The sequence below is a fragment of the Nocardia cerradoensis NBRC 101014 genome (genome assembly GCF_000308535.1).
GTDB classification, from domain to species: Bacteria; Actinomycetota; Actinomycetes; order Mycobacteriales; family Mycobacteriaceae; genus Nocardia; species Nocardia cerradoensis.
The window spans coordinates 1-13,666 of record NZ_BAFW01000245.1; the positions used below are offsets into that span (position 1 = coordinate 1).

General features: G+C 67.9%; 15 protein-coding genes. 7 read left to right on the forward strand and 8 right to left on the reverse strand.

Annotated features, from left to right (window positions below; genetic code table 11):
* Positions 1 to 105: 105 nt before the first annotated feature.
* Complete coding sequence (locus tag ON23_RS25700) at positions 106 to 1,380, reverse strand: phosphatase PAP2 family protein (RefSeq protein WP_039781406.1); 1,275 nt, start codon at positions 1,378 to 1,380, stop codon at positions 106 to 108.
* Between the two features lie 89 nt (positions 1,381 to 1,469).
* On the opposite strand from ON23_RS25700, the gene ON23_RS25705 reads away from it, so the two are divergent.
* Positions 1,470 to 1,907: a hypothetical protein gene (locus ON23_RS25705; protein WP_244970061.1), complete on the forward strand. Its 438-nt coding sequence runs from the start codon at positions 1,470 to 1,472 to the stop codon at positions 1,905 to 1,907.
* 128 nt (positions 1,908 to 2,035) lie between these two features.
* Positions 2,036 to 2,812, forward strand: coding sequence for an alpha/beta fold hydrolase (locus ON23_RS25710; protein WP_039781341.1), 777 nt, complete (start codon positions 2,036 to 2,038; stop codon positions 2,810 to 2,812).
* 17 nt (positions 2,813 to 2,829) lie between these two features.
* Here the strand turns inward: ON23_RS25710 and ON23_RS25715 are convergent, their stop codons facing one another.
* Positions 2,830 to 3,783 carry an oxygenase MpaB family protein gene (locus ON23_RS25715; RefSeq protein WP_039781342.1) on the reverse strand — a complete coding sequence of 318 codons (954 nt, stop codon included), beginning with the start codon at positions 3,781 to 3,783 and terminating at the stop codon, positions 2,830 to 2,832.
* Between the two features lie 65 nt (positions 3,784 to 3,848).
* On the opposite strand from ON23_RS25715, the gene ON23_RS25720 reads away from it, so the two are divergent.
* Positions 3,849 to 4,538 (forward strand): TetR/AcrR family transcriptional regulator, encoded by a 690-nt coding sequence (locus ON23_RS25720; protein WP_157170293.1) that lies wholly within the window; start codon positions 3,849 to 3,851, stop codon positions 4,536 to 4,538.
* Positions 4,539 to 4,556: 18 nt separating this feature from the next.
* On the opposite strand, the gene ON23_RS25725 is transcribed toward ON23_RS25720, so the two are convergent.
* The 4 genes from ON23_RS25725 to napA all read right to left on the reverse strand — a co-directional run bounded on the left by ON23_RS25725 (position 4,557) and on the right by napA (position 7,523).
* The gene (locus ON23_RS25725; protein WP_039781343.1) at positions 4,557 to 5,702 is read right to left on the reverse strand and encodes a glutamate--cysteine ligase; all 1,146 of its coding nucleotides are present in this window, start codon (positions 5,700 to 5,702) and stop codon (positions 4,557 to 4,559) included.
* A gap of 13 nt (positions 5,703 to 5,715) precedes the next feature.
* Positions 5,716 to 6,405, reverse strand: a complete 690-nt coding sequence (sodC, locus tag ON23_RS25730; RefSeq protein ID WP_039781345.1) for a superoxide dismutase[Cu-Zn] — start codon at positions 6,403 to 6,405, stop codon at positions 5,716 to 5,718.
* A 116-nt stretch (positions 6,406 to 6,521) separates the two neighbouring features.
* A complete protein-coding gene (locus tag ON23_RS25735) occupies positions 6,522 to 7,091 on the reverse strand; it encodes a LytR C-terminal domain-containing protein (protein ID WP_039781346.1) in 570 nt (189 codons plus the stop codon).
* Positions 7,092 to 7,145: 54 nt separating this feature from the next.
* Positions 7,146 to 7,523, reverse strand: coding sequence for a nucleoid-associated protein NapA (gene napA, locus ON23_RS25740; RefSeq protein ID WP_039781347.1), 378 nt, complete (start codon positions 7,521 to 7,523; stop codon positions 7,146 to 7,148).
* Positions 7,524 to 7,649: 126 nt separating this feature from the next.
* On the opposite strand from napA, the gene ON23_RS25745 reads away from it, so the two are divergent.
* Genes ON23_RS25745 through ON23_RS25755 form a run of 3 tightly spaced genes read left to right on the forward strand, consistent with a single transcriptional unit; the run spans position 7,650 to position 10,093 of the window.
* Positions 7,650 to 8,240, forward strand: a complete 591-nt coding sequence (locus tag ON23_RS25745; protein WP_039781348.1) for a peptide deformylase — start codon at positions 7,650 to 7,652, stop codon at positions 8,238 to 8,240.
* Positions 8,230 to 9,219 (forward strand): N-acetylglutamate synthase, CG3035 family, encoded by a 990-nt coding sequence (locus ON23_RS25750; protein WP_039781349.1) that lies wholly within the window; start codon positions 8,230 to 8,232, stop codon positions 9,217 to 9,219. The genes ON23_RS25745 and ON23_RS25750 overlap by 11 nt, the downstream gene beginning before the upstream one ends.
* A 22-nt stretch (positions 9,220 to 9,241) precedes the next feature.
* On the forward strand, positions 9,242 to 10,093 hold the full coding sequence (locus ON23_RS25755) for an exodeoxyribonuclease III (protein WP_051043337.1): 852 nt from the start codon (positions 9,242 to 9,244) through the stop codon (positions 10,091 to 10,093).
* On the opposite strand, the gene ON23_RS25760 is transcribed toward ON23_RS25755, so the two are convergent.
* Positions 10,074 to 10,712 carry a hypothetical protein gene (locus ON23_RS25760; RefSeq protein WP_039781350.1) on the reverse strand — a complete coding sequence of 213 codons (639 nt, stop codon included), beginning with the start codon at positions 10,710 to 10,712 and terminating at the stop codon, positions 10,074 to 10,076. The two genes, ON23_RS25755 and ON23_RS25760, sit on opposite strands and share 20 nt — an antisense overlap.
* A 112-nt stretch (positions 10,713 to 10,824) precedes the next feature.
* Entirely contained in the window at positions 10,825 to 12,651 is a 1,827-nt protein-coding gene (locus tag ON23_RS25765) for an acyl-CoA dehydrogenase (RefSeq protein WP_039781351.1), read from the reverse strand.
* A gap of 289 nt (positions 12,652 to 12,940) precedes the next feature.
* On the opposite strand from ON23_RS25765, the gene ON23_RS25770 reads away from it, so the two are divergent.
* Positions 12,941 to 13,567 (forward strand): TetR/AcrR family transcriptional regulator, encoded by a 627-nt coding sequence (locus tag ON23_RS25770; protein WP_039781352.1) that lies wholly within the window; start codon positions 12,941 to 12,943, stop codon positions 13,565 to 13,567.
* Positions 13,568 to 13,666: the final 99 nt, after the last annotated feature.

Consider the following 13,666-nt stretch of genomic DNA (forward strand, 5'->3'; position numbering starts at 1 on the left):
GCGACGGGCTGCTGCTGATCAACGAAATGGGCGACGAGGACCTGCCCGACGACTGAAATCCCTACTCCTGAAAATCGCTACGCCCGAAAATCGCTACGCCGAACCCTACGCCGCGACCGGTTCGGCGACGTCCGCGGTCGTGCGCGCGAACCAGGTGCGATAGAACGCCGACACGAATCCGGCGAACAACCCGAGCGCGATGATCCCGGCGGGCAGCGGATACTCGGCCATCCACACCGCCAGATACCGGTAGGCGAGCAGCAACCCGATCAGCAGCGTGAATCCGGCGGCGACCAGCAGTGCGCGCGGCCGATCCCAGCCGCGCTCGGGTGCGCGCAGCACCGATTCGACGGTCAGGGCCAGCACGGCCCCGGCCAGCAGGTCGGCGCCGTAGTGATAGCCGAAACCCAGAGTGGCCGACAGCGTCGCGAGCAACCAGAACGTCCCGGGCCAGCGCACCCAGCGGGGTGCCGGCGCACCGTCGTTGTCGCGGCGGGTGTGCAGGAAGAGCGCGGTCGCCCAGGCGGTGTGCATCGAGGGCATGCAGTTGCGCGGCGTATACCGGTCGAACGGCATCGGCTCGGGGTGATAGTCGGTGGGCGGCACCAGATGCGGCCAGTAGTTGCCGACCTGCAGGCCGTGACCGTCCGGTCCGAAGGCGAACATCGGCCCGACCACCGGGAAGATCAGGTAGATCACCGGGCCGACCAGACCCAGCACCAGAAAGGTGCGCACCAGATAATGCCGAGGCCATGTCCCGGTGGGCACCACCTTGCGCAGTTGCCAGACCGCCACCACCATCGCGGCCACCGGCAATTCGATGTAGACCCAATGCAATACGCCGTAGACCACCGGGCCGAGGGCGTCGATCACCCGGCCCATCACCCAGGCGGGCTCACCGAAGGCGTGATCGGCCAGCACCAGATAGCGGTCGCGGACGTCCGGGCCGGCCACCACCGTGAAGTGCAGCCACACATCACCGACTTTGGTGGCGATGATCAGCAGCGATCCCAGTGCCGCCGCCCGGAGGGCGTTGCGTTTGCGCGTGCCCTCCCAGCCGAGCCAGGCGATCAGCGCCACCGCGGTGAGGGCGATGACCGCGCCGTTGCCGACGGTCAGTGGACCGCCGAGCAGCACGCGGATCGTCGCGCAGACGGCATCGACGATCACCGCCGCGCCCACGGCGAGAAACCGCCACCGCCACGACAATCCGACCAGCGCCAGGGCCAGCCCCGCCCACGGCACGGAGACCGATTTCGGCGTCCCCGCGAAATCCTCCCAGAGGCTGTGCAGCGGGCCCTCGAAGTTGTTGCGCGCGGCCAGGATCTCCAACACGATCAGCAGCGCCGGGACCGCGATGAGCAGCACCCGGACCCCGATGTGCGGCGACCACTTCCGGAACCGTCCACGGCGAGCGTCACCGAAGTCGGAACGCGGATCATCGAGCAGCACCCGATCATCGTAAACAGGTGATGAACGCCGCCCCTCGCCTAACGGAAACGTCGGCGACGGATGTGATCTGTGCCATCGGCGCGACGGGCGCTCGGCGCGACAACTTTTCCGTAAGCGATTACCAGGGCCACGCTGCCACAGTTCCCACCATGTTCACTTGGTATGTCGCTCTGCTCGCGATCAGCGGGATCGTCATGATCGCCATGGCGTCGGTGCAGCAGGGTCAGAGCAACGCGACACGATCCTTCAACGGCATCTTCGGCGGCCTCTTCCTCGGCTACGCCTGCTACCTCGCCTTCCTGTTCGACGGCGGCTCGTACCTGATCTTCTTTCACGCATTCATCGTTCCGGTGACGATGGTGGTGAACTTCTTCCGCAACCGGACGCCCCGCCCGAAGCTCACCGAAACCCAGAAGGCCTGGCGCGAATTCCAGCGCGCCGGCCAGCACCGCTAGTCGGCGCCGCCCGGTCGCCCTCGTCGTCGCGTGGCCGAAACCTGATGTCGCCCCGGCGAACCGGCGATATGGGCCACATGTCAGCGGTCCGCACGACGGATGCGACGCGTTCGGACCAGACTGCACGCATGGGTGAATACGTCGACGCGGGCGGGTTGCGGACCTACTACGAGGTGCACGGTGACGGTGCGCCGGTGGTGTTGTTGCACGGCGGGCTGGGGACGGCCGAGTCGTGGGGACAGCAGGTGGGCGAGCTGGCCCGGCACTATCGGGTGTACGTCCCGGAGCGACGCGGACACGGCAGGACCGCCGATGTGCCCGGGCCGATCACCTATGCGTCGATGGCCGAGGATACGGCCGCCTGGCTGGACGCCATGGCGTTGCGCGGCGCCCATCTGATCGGGTGGAGCGACGGCGGCGCGGTGGCCGCGCTGGTTGCCATCACACGACCGGAGCTGGTCGGCAAACTCGTTGTGATCGGCCAATATCTGTCGTTGGACGGTGAGTGGGCGTCCTCGCGGGCGGCACTGGACGGTTTCGCCGAGGACGCCGGCACCCGTGCCATGTTCGAAGGATTGCACGCGCCGCTGTCACCGGACGGTCCGGACCACTTCCCGGTCGTCTACGACAAGATCATGCGCATGTGGCGCGAGGAGCCCGAGATCCCGCTCGACGAGATCGCCCGCATCACCGCACCGACGCTGTTCATGCAGGGTGACGGCGACTGGGTGCGGGTCGAGCACAGCGCGCTGCTCGCCCGCACCGTCGCCGATGCGCAGCTGGCCGTCGTTCCCGGGACTTCACACGCGCTGCCCCTGGAAAAGCCCGAACTGGTGAACCGGTTACTGCTGGACTTCCTCGCCGACGAGCAGGTCGCCCGATTCCTCCCGGTCGGGCGCGAGTAGCGGCGGCTCGAAACGATTCAGCGCCGCGCCGACACCAGGTCCGGAGCGAACGAATTCAGGCCCATCCCTCGATATTTCGTGACCAGCCGGCGGTAGCGACGGCGATTGCGAGCCAGGGCGGTATCGGTCACCGCGGCCGGTAGCGCGCGATAGGCCACACGCAATACCGTTGCGAGAGCATGGAATTCGCGTTCCCGCCGCGGCGTCCACGGATACGGCATGAGCTCGCGCACCTGCGGATGCATGATCCCGCACCCCAGCACGATGATCACGTGCCGGATGAACGGGGCAGCCACCCGCCACAGCGGTTCGGCGATCGGCGGCAGGAAATCCGGCCGCGGCGCCGCGTCGATCGCGCCCGTGGCCGCGGCCAGAGTGGGGGTGCGCCGCAACTGCTCGGCGACCACGCGGTTGTAGTGCTCGACCATCTCGCGATAGTCGGCGATCGGCGTGGACCGGCCGGGCAGGTGCAGCGGCGCGGTGCTCGCCCGGAACGCGTCCCAGATCGCCTGATCGTCGGCGGCCGTGGGCTCGTCGCCGGTGACGGTCCGGTAGGCGTGGTACTGAACGAAGAAGGCGGAGTACAGGATCCAGTTCCACGACTCCGGCGCCAGCGCCGAATACCGCACGCCGTCGGAGCCGACTCCCTTCACATCGCGGTGCAGTCGCAGCAACCGCTCGGCCTCTGCGAGCCGGTCGGCCTCCTCGCCTTGGTACAGGATCTGATCGGCCGCCGCGGTGCGCCGCGCCCGCCCCCACGGCTCGTCGCGCACCCGGCCGGTGACCTCCAGCGCGGCCGAGACGGCGGGCAGCATGGTCTGGTCGTACAGCCCGAGACCGAACAGCCCGAGGAAGACCGACCCGGCCACCCGCTCGAACCGTTCCACGGCAGCGCTGGGCGTGGCAGCGGCGGCGTGCCCGGACGCGGCGGGCGCCCGCGTCGACGTCTCGTGGGACACGGGGCAGGTCATCACAGAACTCCCTTGTTCCGACTAGTGTGGTGCCGTGCGGCACCACAAATAATTCTGGTGTCAGAGTGCACCAAAAGAGAGTGGTGGTCAAGATCATGAGCTCGGAAGCCGAGTCCCGAGGTCGCGCGGTGCGCGGCTACGGCGGGATCAGCGCCGCCGAACGGCGGGAACGGCGCCGCACCGCCCTGCTCGACGCGGCATTGGACCTGCTCGCCGAGGGCGGCGCGGGTGCGGTGACCAAGCGCGCGGTCTGCGCCCGGGCCCGCCTGAACGATCGCTACTTCTACGAGCACTTCGCCGATCGCGACGTCCTGGTCCAGGCCCTGGCCGGGCAGCTCACCGCGGATGGTATCGCGGCCGTGATCTCGGCCACGCTCGCCGCGGGGCCGGATCTGCGCGAACAGGTCCGCGCCGCCGCCGATGCCGCCCTCGGCTTCCTCGCCGCGGACCCGCGGCGGCAGGCACTCGTACTGGCATCCCACTCCGATGCGGCATTGCAGAGCGGCCGGCTCAGCACGCAGCGCGAGATCGCCGCCGCCATGGCCGCCGTGGTGCGGGAACTACGCCCGCCCGATCCGGCCGCCGCCCCGCTCGACCTGGATATGACCGCCTACGCCGTCGTCAGCGGCACGCTGGAACTGGTGGCCGCCTGGATCCGTGGCGAATTCCGCGCCACCCGAACTCATCTCACGGAGTTGATCGCCGCCCTGCTGCTGGCCGGCACCGCCATCACCCCGGCCGCGCCGCCCCGCTGAGGCGGGCACCGCGCCGACTCAGCTGTTGAGCTCCTTGACCAGCGCGTCCACCACCGCGACCAGATCGCCCTGCGCGGCGGCCGCCACTCGCCGCTGGCGTTGATACGACGCCCCGCGTTCGACGATATCGGGCACCCGCGCGAGTTCGTTCTCGCACTGCAGCAGCTTCGCGGTGGGCTGCAATCGGTCCAGCAGATCCATCAGATCGTCGGTGACCAGCCGCTCGTTGCTGTCGGAGTCGGTGATGATGATCGCGTCCAGCCCGTAACGCGCTGCGCGCCACTTGTTCTCCTGGACATGCCACGGCGGCAGGGTGGGCATGGTTTCCCCCGCCTCCACCCGGCGATCCAGATCCACGATCAGGCAGTGGATCAGCGCGACGAGTGCGGAAAGTTCGAAGCGACTGGGGATTCCGTCGCATACGCGGACCTCGATGGTCCCCCACTTCGGCGCGGGGCGGATATCCCAGTGCATACCGCCGAGCTGTTCGAACACACCGGTTTTCATCTGGTCGTGCACGAACGACTCGAATTGCGACCAGTTCTCGAACTGGAACGGCAATCCGGCGGTCGGCAGCTGCTGGAACATCAGCGCGCGATTGCTCGCGTACCCGGTATCGATGCCGGCCCACATCGGTGAGGACGCCGACAGCGCCAGCAGATGCGGATAGGAGAGCAGCAGCGTGTTGAGGATCGGAAAGACCTTCTCCGGGTGCGAGACTCCCACGTGCACGTGCACGCCCCAGATCAGCATCTGGCGCCCCCACCACTGGGTGCGGCTGATCAGTTCGTCGTAATGCTCGGAGCGGGTCAGCTGTTGCGTCGACCACTGGGCGAACGGATGGGTGCCCGCGCAGAACAGGTCCACTCCGACCCGGTCGGCGGCCGCGCGCACGATGTCCATCGTGGCGTGCATCTCGTCGACCACCTCGCCGACGGTGTCGTGGACACCGCTGACGAGTTCGACCGTGTTCTTCAGCAGTTCCTTGGTGACGTGCGGCGGGCCGTTGGGCGCCCGCAGATCACCGACCTGGTCGAAGACCGCGGCGGCCGTATTGGAGAGATTGCGCGTCTGTTTGTCGACGAGCGCGATCTCCCATTCGACGCCCAGCGTCGGGCGGGGCGAGCCGTTCCAGGGAACCGTTCGAGAGCCAGCCCCACCCATGACGAATCCGCTCTTACCCGATGACGCCGCAGGCGACCCGGCCGCCCGCGTCGCCGGTTGCCAGAGTCTCGGCATCGGGCCCGGGCGCGCCACCGTTGGCCTGCTGGTAGCGGTTCGGGATGTTGCCGAAGTTGTCGGCGCCGGCGTGGATCATCAGCGCCTTGCCCTTGACCTGATCCAGCGTCACGGAGTCGGTGGTGGTCACCAGCTTCGCGGTGCCGTCCTTGCCGACCTCGAGCGAGGTCAGATCGCCGCTGGACGGATGGGCGTTCGATTCGCCCACCTGGAGGTGGCCACCGGCGGAGAGGAAGTTGCCCGGCGCGCCGCCGGACGGGGCGGTGGAGTTCGGCTCGCACTTGCCGTTCTGGTGGATGTGCAGGCCGTGGAAGCCCGGCTGCAGGCCGTGCGCGTCGACGGTGATCTGCAGCTTGTCGCCCGACTTGGCGATGGTGGCGGTGCCGACCTGCGCGCCCGAGGGATCCTTCAACTGCACCGACACCGAATCGCCGGAGGGCGGGTTCTGCGCGGCGCCGGTCCCGGAGTTCTCCGCCGGACCGGCGGTACCGGTCCACACCGCGGGGGTGGTCCCCTTGACGTCGCTCGACTCCTGGCTGTTGCTGCAGGCGACCAGGCCGAAAGCCGCGATCGCCAGCATCGGGGTCACAGTCCGCCAGGACGGGCGACGGGTTGCGGAGGGGGCCATCGGAGAACTCCTTTACGAGTACCGAGTTTACGAGTAGTGCTGGTTGAACAGATTCCTTACCGGACAAGATGATGCCAGAGCCGTTGTGCACCGCACTGGTGGGGCTCGGTTGGGTTCTAGTTACCCGTGACGATGACGATGACGCCCGGCGGCGAGTCCGCGATTCCGGCGAAACGCGGCTCGGCCGATACGCCCAGCTCATTCGCGATCGCCTGGGCCGTCTCCCGTTCGTGCGGGGAATTTCCGTAGTAGACAGTTGTTTTCGCGATCACACCGCCGGGGTAGTTGCCGGTCTCGGTGACGTCGAAGCCCGCCGCGGTGAGCTGGCTCCCGGTCTTGGAGGCCAGGCCGGCGACGGTGCTGTTGTTCAGCACCCGGACCGGGACGGTCTTGTCCACACCGGCCGCGGTGCTGGTCGGGGCCGCAGTGGTCGTCGTGAGCGTGGTCGCCGGCGCCGCGGTGGTCGTGGCCGCCGTCGTCGAGGGCGTCGTGGCGGCGGCGCGGGTGGTGGTGACCGGGACGGCCGTCGTCTCGGTCTCCGACGAGGTCTCCGCGGCAGCGGAGTCGGACGTCGAATTCGACAGCGCCATCGCGCCGAGGCCCGCGAAGACGATGGCCAGCGCGATCAGCACCATCGCGAGTGCTCGCAGCGGCGGTCCACCGGAGGGCGGATTCGGGTTGCTCACGGTGTCGACCCTAGTCGCAGGGATGAGCGGGCGCGCGCATCGGACATGCGCCGGTCAGACCTGGAAGCCCAGCCGCCGCGCCGCCCGCGATTTCTGCCGGCTAGCCCGCAACCGGCGCAGCCGTTTCACCAGCATCGGATCGGCGGCCAGCGCCTCGGGCTTGTCGACGACGGTGTTGAGGACCTGGTAGTAGCGGGTGGCCGACATCGCGAACAGGTCCCGGATGGCTTCTTCCTTGGCGCCCGCGTACTTCCACCACTTGCGCTCGAAATCGAGGATTTCCAGTTCGCGGCGGGTGAGACCGTCGACCACACCGCCCTCGGGGGCTACCTCGACCACCACGCCGGAGGCGCCTTCGACCACTGCCGCGATCTCTTCGCTCGCGGAGCTGTCCTCGCTTGCGGATAGATTCCGGGCCGCTGCGCTGTCCATATCGCTCCCTCGCCGAATCAACAACGGACGACAGTCGTCGTCATTCAACCACGCGGCACACCCGTTCACCGAGGCGTCGTACGGCGTGTCGGGCCGTACACGCGGCGCCGCGTAAAGTGTGCCACCATGGCGATTCTCCCGATCCGCATCGTCGGCGATCCGGTTCTGCACAACCCGACCCAACAGGTGTCGCAGTCGCCGGCCGAACTCGCCGGCCTGATCGCGGACATGTACGAAACCCTCGACGCCGCCAACGGAGTCGGGCTCGCCGCCAATCAGGTCGGTGAATCGCTGCGGTTGTTCGTCTACGACTGCCCCGACGTACAGCCCGACGGTTCGGTGCAACGGCGGCGCGGCACGGTGATCAATCCGGTGCTGGAGACCTCCGAGATCCCCGAAACCATGCCCGATCCCGACGACGACGAGGAGGGCTGCCTCTCCGTTCCGGGTGAGCAGTTCCCCACCGGCCGCGCGAACTGGGCGCGGGTCACCGGCACCGACGAACACGGCGAGCCGGTGACGATCGAGGGCGAGGGGTTCTTCGCCCGCATGCTCCAGCACGAGGTCGGCCACCTCGACGGATTCCTCTATGTGGACGTGCTGATCGGCCGCAACGCCCGCGCCGCGAAGAAGGCGATCAAGCGCAACGGCTGGGGCACACCGGGTTTGAGCTGGGTGCCGGGCGAGGTGCCGGATCCGTTCGGACATGACGACTGACCGTCCCGATATCCCGATCGGGCGCCGGGTGGTGGTGCGGTACCGCCTGCCCGAGGGTTATCCACAGCAGTTCACGGATGTGATCGGCGAGCTCGTCGCACCGGATCCGGTGCAGATCCGCACCGCCGACGGCACCGTCGTGACCATCACCACCGATCGGGTGGTGGCGGTGAAAGCACTGGGCCCGCGCCCGATTCGGATCGGTGAGATCCGCGCGCTGGAAGCGGCGGCCATCGACGGCTGGCCCGGACTCGAACGGGCCTGGTTCGACGGCTGGCTGTGCAGCATCGGCAACGGGTACACCCATCGCGCGAATTCCGCTGTGCCGCTGGGCGAATCGGGTCGCAACGCCGCCCTCGACATGCGCACACTGCACCGCATCGGCGAGTGGTACACCGAACACGGCCTGCCGCTGCAACTTCGGCTCCCCGATCGTCTGGCGCCGGTGCCGCTGGGCTGGCGCACCTGGGGCGAGACGATGGTGCTCGGCATCGATATCTCCACGTTCGTCCTGCCGCAGGGTCCGTCGATGGTCCGCATCGACGAGGGCCCGCATCCGGCGTGGCTGGAATTGCACCGCCACCGCGGCGAGGACACCGTCGACGTCGCCGCCCCGCTGCCGGACACCGACGTGCTCACCGCGGTCCGCGACGGTGAACTCGGTTTCGCCGCGCTGGGCCTGCCGACCCCGCTGGCGATCGGCCGCGGCGCCCTCACCACCGCCCCCGACGGCCGCCGCTGGATCGGGCTGAGCTGTCTCGCGGTCGCCGCACCACACCGCCGGCACGGCCTGGGCACCCTCGTCTGCGCCGAGCTGATCAACTGGGGTTACAAACGGGGCGCCACCCACGCCTACGTCCAGGTGGAGGCGAACAACGCCGCGGCTCTCGCGATGTACCGGGAGATGGGCTTCGTGGACCACCACAACTACCGCTACGCCGCACCGGACCCCGACGCGGGCCGCCACCGGCGGGAGTGAACCGGCCGACTAATCTCGCTGCATGCGGTTGGCCACCTGGAATGTGAATTCGATTCGATCTCGCGTGGACCGGGTGGTGTCGTGGCTGGACCGCGCCGATATCGATGTACTGGCCATCCAGGAAACCAAATGCCGCGACGACCAGTTCCCGGCCGAGCGGTTCGAGGAAGCCGGCTACGAGATCGTGCACACCGGATTCAGTCAGTGGAACGGGGTGGCGATCGCCTCCCGGGTGGGCATCGACGACGTCGAGGTCACCTTCCCGGGCCAGCCCGGATTCGACAAGGACGCCGAGGCCTCGCTGCTGAGCGCGCCGGTGGTGGAGGCCCGGGCGATCGGCGCCACCTGCGGCGGCGTCCGGGTATGGAGCCTGTACGTACCCAACGGCCGCACGCTGACGGACCCGCACTACGCCTACAAGCTGGAATGGCTTGCGGCCCTGCGTGATTCCGGGCACGCGTGGCTGCGGGCCGATCCGTCGGCGCAGATCGCGCTGTGCGGCGACTGGAATATCGCCCCGACCGACGACGACGTGTGGTCGCCGGAATTCTTCGCGCACAAGACGCACACCTCGGCACCGGAGCGCGCCGCGTTCGAGGCCGTCGTGGCGGCGGGATTCACCGATGTGATGCGCCCGTTCGCGCCCGGCCCGGGTGTCTACACCTACTGGGACTACACGCAGCTGCGCTTTCCGCGCAAGGAGGGGATGCGCATCGATTTCGTCCTCGCCTCTCCCGCCCTGAGCGCCCGCGCCGTCGATGCCGGGGTCGACCGTGAGGAACGAAAAGGGAAGGGCGCCAGCGATCACGCGCCCGTGGTGGTCGAATTCTCGGAGCAGCAGCCAGGGCCGGAGGTCAGCTCTGCCGGGTCTTGATGGCGTCGTGGGAGATGTAGACGTCGTAGCTGCCGGGCATCGCGATCACCGCGTTGCCGTACGCCGAGCGGATGAACGGTTCGGTGTACCAGCTGTGATCGCGCATATCGGTGAAGAAGTCACCGTCGCCGCCGTTGAGCATGGTCTGGTGCTGGCTCACCGCGGTGCCGTCGAGTCGTTGCCCGTAGAGCCGGGTCACCTTGTAGCCGGAATGGAAGCCGAGCGCGTTGACCCACGGCTCCAATTCCACGATATCGGCCTGTAGCACCCACAGATCGCCCTCGATCCGATAGGTCTGGTGAGTCTCGTCGTGGTGGCCGTCGCCGTAGAGGGTGAGCTCCACATCGAGGGTATGGTCGCTGCCCGCAACGCTTTTCACGACGACGTGGGCGGCTTTCACCTCACCGGTCAGCCCGAGGTAGGTCTGCAGTAGCGTCACCGCCCACAGCAGGACGACCGCCACCAGCAGCACCACCAGACCGCTCGCGCCGCGCCCGATATGCCTGCGCCAGCCCGCTTTCCGGGCGCGGAGGACGGCCGTGACCAGCATCGCGATCGCGACGACGAAGAGCACCGCCAGCAATGCCTGGATCCAGCCGAAGGCTATCGGGAACACCATGCCGACAGTTGTACCCGCATTCGGGTACCACACGCGGGCGAGTCGGACACGAATACGCCACGGCCGACCGGGATTTCCCGGCCGGCCGTAGGCGCGATGAGAGCTCTGCGGTCTAGAAGGCGCCCTCTTCCAACTGCATGATGTCGGCGTCGAGGTTCTCCACCACGGCCCGCACGCCACTGAGCAGCGGCAGCTGGTTCTTGGCGAACCACGATGCGACACCGACCTTTCCGGTGTAGAACAGCCGATCCTTCTCCGACGGCTGCCCGGCCAGCGCGGCCTGCGCGACCTGGGCCTGCGCGAGCAGCCGCCAGCCGATGACGAGATCGCCCACGGCATGCAGGAAACGCACCGAACCGAGGCCGACCTTGTAGATCTCCTCCGGCGTCTGCGCGGCGGCCACCAGATAACCGGTGAGCGCGGTCGCCATCGCCTGCACATCCGCGAGCGCGGCGCCCAGCAGGGTCTTCTCCGCCTTGAGGGTGTCGGGCTCGCTCTCCACGAACTGCTGCACCAGTCCGGCGACATGCGCCAGCGCCACGCCCTTGTCGCGAACGATCTTGCGGAAGAAGAAGTCCTGCGCCTGGATCGCGGTCGTACCCTCGTACAGCGAGTCGATCTTCACGTCGCGGATGTACTGCTCGATCGGGTAGTCCTGCAGATATCCCGATCCGCCGAAGGTCTGCAGCGTCTCGGTGAGGGTTTCGTACGCCCGTTCCGAGCCGACACCCTTGACGATCGGCAGCAGCAGGTCGTTGACCCGCGCGGCGGTGTCGGGGTCAGCGCCGAAATTCGCCTGTGCCACATCGTCGTTCTGGTACGCAGCGGTGTACAGGTACAGCGCCCGCAGGCCCTCCGCATACGACTTCTGCAGTGCCAGGCTGCGCCGGACGTCCGGGTGATGGGTGATGGTGACGCGCGGGGCGGTCTTGTCGGCCATCTGGGTCAGGTCGGCGCCCTGGACGCGAGACTTCGCGTACTCCAGCGCGTTCAGGTATCCGGTGGACAACGTGCCCGCCGACAGCACGCCGACCATCATGCGCGCGTTCTCGATGACCTTGAACATCTGCGCGATGCCGTTGTGCACATCGCCGACCAGATAACCGACCGCGGGCTTGTCGCCGCCGTAGGTCAGCTCGCAGGTGGGCGAGGACTTGATGCCCATCTTGTGTTCGAGATTGGTCACCAGCACGCCGTTGCGTTCGCCCAATTCCATTGTCTGCGAGTCGAACAGGTACTTCGGCACCACGAACAGCGACAGGCCCTTGGTACCCGGACCGGCGCCCTCGGGCCGCGCGAGGGTGAGGTGGAGGATGTTGTCGGCGGTATCGCCGACGTCACCGCCGGAGATGAAACGCTTCACGCCTTCGATGTGCCAGGTACCGTCGGGCTGCTGCACGGCCTTGGTGCGACCCATGCCGACATCGGATCCGGCATCGGGTTCGGTGAGCACCATCGTTCCGCCCCAGCGGTTTTCCCAGGCGTGCTCGGCCCACCGGCGCTGTTCCTCGGTGCCCTCGCGATAGAGCACCTGGTGCATGAGCGGGCCCATATTGAAGAAGCTGGCCGAATTGTTCGCCGCGACGAGCATTTCCTGCGTCGCCCAGATCAGCGGCGACGGGGCGTCGACGCCGCCCATCCCCTCGGGCATGCCCAGCCCGGACCAGCCGGCCTCGTTGACCGCCGCGACCGTCTTGCGCAGCGGGTCGGGCACCACGACCTCGTGCTCGGCGGCATCGAACGAGATCGGATTGCGATCGGCGTCGACGAACGATTCGGCTACCGGCCCCTCGGCCAACCGCTGCACCTCGGTGAGCATTCCGCGTGCGGTTTCGGTATCCAGATCGCCGTACGCGCCGGCCTCCAGCAGCGCACCGATCCCCAACACCTCGAACAAGTTGAACTCGATATCCCGAATGTTCGCCTTGTAGTGCGACACGCTCAGGGCCTCCTCGCCGTCGTGGGATGTTCTCCGTCGGAGGTTGCCGTACCCGGGTTCACTTACGCAACCGTAACCGGCCGAGACTAGAGAATTCGGGGTAACTTATGCGGGCGGACCAGTCCATCCGCGATTCACTTTCCCCAATCGTGCGCCGCCTCGCGGTGGTTTGCTCGGAATATGCTCGCATTCGATATCCGCGAGCGGCCGCGTCCCGTCCGTACACCTGCTCCGCGGTGGCACCATGCGACCGCCATAATCGGCCTCTACCACTGCTATCTTGTTCGCCATGGCTTCGGAATCCGCGGTGCGACCGCGTCAACGGGCCCAGCATCTCGGCCCCGAACGCCGACGCCCGCAGGTTCTGGACGCGGCGCTGCGCATCGCGGCGGACGAGGGCATCGCGGCCGTCACCATCGCCGCCGTCGCCGAACGCCTGACCGTGACCCGGCCGGTGGTCTACGCCTGCTTCGCCGACCGCGTCGAACTCATCAACGCCCTGATCCAGCGCGAGGAGGGCCTGCTGCTGGCCGGCATCATGGACGCCCTGCCACCGCGCCGGGTCGAGGCCGACGAAGAGGTCTTCATCGAGGGCTTCCGCGCCCTGCTGGAGACCGTCTCCAAACGTCCCGACACCTGGAAACTGCTGCACGGCAATCCCGATCCGGCGGTGGCGAGTTCGTTCGGACGCGGGCGCAGCGTCGCGGTCGAGCGCTGCACCCGCCGGCTGCGGCCCACCCTGGAGGCCTGGGGCACGGTCGACGCGGAACGCAAACTGCCCGCACTGGTCGAGTTGTGGGTCTCCGCCGGTGAGGGCGCGGTGCGCACACTGCTGACCGAGGGCGACAAGTGGACCCCGCAGGATCTGGGCGCATTCGTCGGCGCCGCGGTCTACCGGGCGCTGCGCTCGGCCTGAGCGCTGTCGCGAAACCGCCCCTCGACTGGTATTTCTGCCGATCAAAGTTCGCACTCTCCGGCAATCGCGCTAGCTAAAATGGAAATCGGCGTCCATTCG